The sequence below is a fragment of the Protofrankia sp. Cas8 genome (assembly GCF_963555845.1).
Classification (GTDB): Bacteria; Actinomycetota; Actinomycetes; order Frankiales; family Frankiaceae; genus Protofrankia.
This window is the reverse complement of the sequence record NZ_CAUVXI010000210.1, coordinates 6,798-9,535: the sequence shown is the minus strand read 5'-3', so window position 1 is coordinate 9,535 and position 2,738 is coordinate 6,798. Positions and strand designations below refer to the sequence as shown.

The window sequence follows — 2,738 nt, the reverse complement described above, 5'->3', positions numbered from 1 at the left end:
AAGTCGGGAAAGCGCTGTGGACCAAGAACCGTCGACGGACGCTGATCGTCGTAGCTGTGGTCGTGGTTGCCTTCGCCTATACGTACCGCTCACCCACGGTGAAGACCGAGCGCGCTGCGATTCCGGCGGGCTACGCGTCGGCAGGCCGTGAGCTTGCGGTACATGCCGCCCCTAAGCCCAGGCAGCCGGTGCCGTTGGTCCTCGTTCTAGCTGACGACGGCAGCGACATGGCGGCGATCGAGAAGGCCAGCAACGCGTCGGCGCTTGCAGATCGCCAGAAGTTCGCCCTGGTGTACCCGGAGGCGGTGGCCAGCAGCTGGCAGGTCAACGGCCCGGATGCGCAGTACCTGCGGGACGTGGTCCGCTACGTCGCTCAGGAGCGATCGAACATCGACATGTCCCGGATCTACATCTGGGGCGAGGGAGAAGGCGGTCGCATGGCCCTTACGGTCGCCTGCAGCTCGCTTGACTCCGCGCAGAAGCCACTGTTTGCGGCGGTCGGGGCGGTGAACACGGTCGGACCGGCGCCCGCGTGCCCTTCGCAGGTTCATGTCAAGCTTCTGCCCCAGAAATGGGACGAAGCCACGACCGCTGCTTTGTGGACGTTTTCGAAAGATATCAGGGGCTAGAGCGACCGAAGGCCGCGCGCTGATGGCTCGTTTCGCGCGGCTGGTGGTTCCAGGATCTCCAGAGATCCTGGAACCACCAGCTCTGTCTCTGGGCACGCTTCGTGTCATCACCGGATTGACTTCCCGCCGGCCGGCTCAGCCGGGGGGGTGGCGCGGCCGGCCGGCGGGAGTTCTGGACTCCCACCGGCCGAGCGCACTGTGGGGGGGGTTCAGTGCGCAAGGCCAGCGGAAGCCCGCGTTCCGCCGGGCATTACGAGCCGGGGGGGTTGGCTCGCTCCGACCAGCGGAAGTCCTTGGAGACATCCAGTTGTGGTTTGGGGCCGCCAGATCAGCGCCGATTTCGACAGCACCGACCTGGCGGCGAGGTTCACGCGTAACCGGAGGGGGAGGACACGCGGAACCCGATTGTGTTTTGAAGGAGCGGTAACCGTTTCACATGACCAGGATGGACGCTGCTGTCGCCGGTACCGACGTACGAGCCGACCTACCAGGCTCCTTGGCCCCCGAGAGGGCGTTGGGACTGTGATTGCACGCTAGCTGACGCGGCCGACCGAGTACGACGTGGTCCAGATAGCCTCGAGTTTGACAACGTCACCTGATTTTGGGGCTACCCACATCTTGCCATCACCGGCGTAGATGCCCATGTGGTAAATGTTACCAGGTGTACCGAAGAAAATCAGGTCGCCGGGCTGTTTGTTGTACTGCGATACTCGGGTCGTTGCCTCGTATTGAGCTTCCGCCGTGCGAGGAAGGCTGCGCCCCAGCTGTTTGAAGACATACTGAACCAGGCCGGAGCAGTCGAATGCGTAAGGTCCCTCTGCACCGTACACGTAGGGCTTACCGGCCTGTTGTGCCGCCAGATAAACAGCCCGTAGACCGAGGGAGCCTGCGGATATCGTCGCATCGATCGTACTCGGTGATATCGTGCTGGCCCCGCTGGAGCCGGATGCCTGAAGAACGCTACGAGCCACCGATCGAGGTGCCTGTGCCGGGACTGCCGGGGCTGGACCAGGCATCACAGTCATCGTACCGATGTTCGAGGAGTGCGCCGACTGCAGGGCGTCGGTGCCGTCGAAGATAGCCGTGATCTGTGTCGTGGTGAGAATCTTGGCTGTGTAGCTGGCGAAGCCCTGTTCGTTGGTGTACAGGTGCTTGAATGTCGCCCAGCCGTCAGGCAGCTTCACCTGAACCTTGATGAGCTGGTTCGGCAGCGGCGCGTGGGTCGTTCCGTCCTCGAGGGCGAAGCCCATGTCGATGGGCTGGTCGGCCTGCACGGAGACGTCCGGATTGGTGACCTTCAGCGCGACAGCCGACTTCGGGTGCAGGTCGGCCTGATCGATCACCTGGCTTGTGATGGAGCCGGGGCCGACCGAGGTGGCCGGGTTGATGACCGACGTGCGCAGGCCTGCGAGGGACGCCTGGCTTCCGAACTGCGATCCTAGCGTGACCCGCGAGCTGACCGAGGTTTCGTCCATACCGGTGTCGGTCGGGGCGCAGCCGGCGAGCGCAACACCGGACACGGCAACCGTGCCGGTTGTCATCGCGGCTACCGCGGCCCGGGCTCGGACGCGACTTGTTCCCGACGGTGGAGCCGGCGCGCGGTGCCTGCCACGGGCTGAGCGCCCGGTCATGTCGGCAGGCGGTCGCAGAGACGACGTCGTTGCCGATCTCGTTGGCGACTTTGTCGGCGACGACGAATATGACCATGTTGCCGGATCAAGCTGCACATCGGGCGCAGACAAGGCTGTGATCCTTCCCGTTCGCCTGCGAGGTGAGCTGTCGGGTTCGGGCTGGGCTGCCCGGTGGGCCGTGCGACCGTCGCACAGCTCGCTTAACCCCTAGGACTGCACCGCGGCTCGGTGTCGTCCGGTGGAGGATGGGTCCCCCGCTCCTGCCCTGGTGACGACTCGGAGGGGACACCGGGACCGTGGGCAGGATTCGGCGTTCGGCCCGGTGTTGTCGTGACGTCGGGGTGAGACTAGTTCAAAAGGATGGTGCCAGTAAACACTAGTCCCTCACAACTACGGCGAGTGCTCACAGAAGTGACCATATCGGCTCCTCCCATCCTCCATGCCGACCAGCTCGCCGCCATGCCCTGACCTGTTGGTC

At 64.5% G+C, this 2,738-nt stretch carries 2 protein-coding genes and 1 riboswitch; of the genes, one reads left to right on the top strand and one right to left on the bottom strand.

The window, feature by feature from the left end:
- Positions 1-629 (top strand): plasmid partitioning protein (locus tag U9977_RS22520; RefSeq protein ID WP_322751282.1); only part of this gene is annotated, 629 nt, incomplete at its 5' end.
- Positions 630-1,162: 533 nt separating this feature from the next.
- On the opposite strand, the gene U9977_RS22515 is transcribed toward U9977_RS22520, so the two are convergent.
- Entirely contained in the window at positions 1,163-1,972 is an 810-nt protein-coding gene (locus U9977_RS22515) for a C40 family peptidase (protein ID WP_322751281.1), read from the bottom strand.
- A 404-nt stretch (positions 1,973-2,376) separates the two neighbouring features.
- Positions 2,377-2,547: riboswitch (cyclic di-AMP (ydaO/yuaA leader) on the bottom strand.
- Between the last annotated feature and the right edge of the window lie 191 nt (positions 2,548-2,738).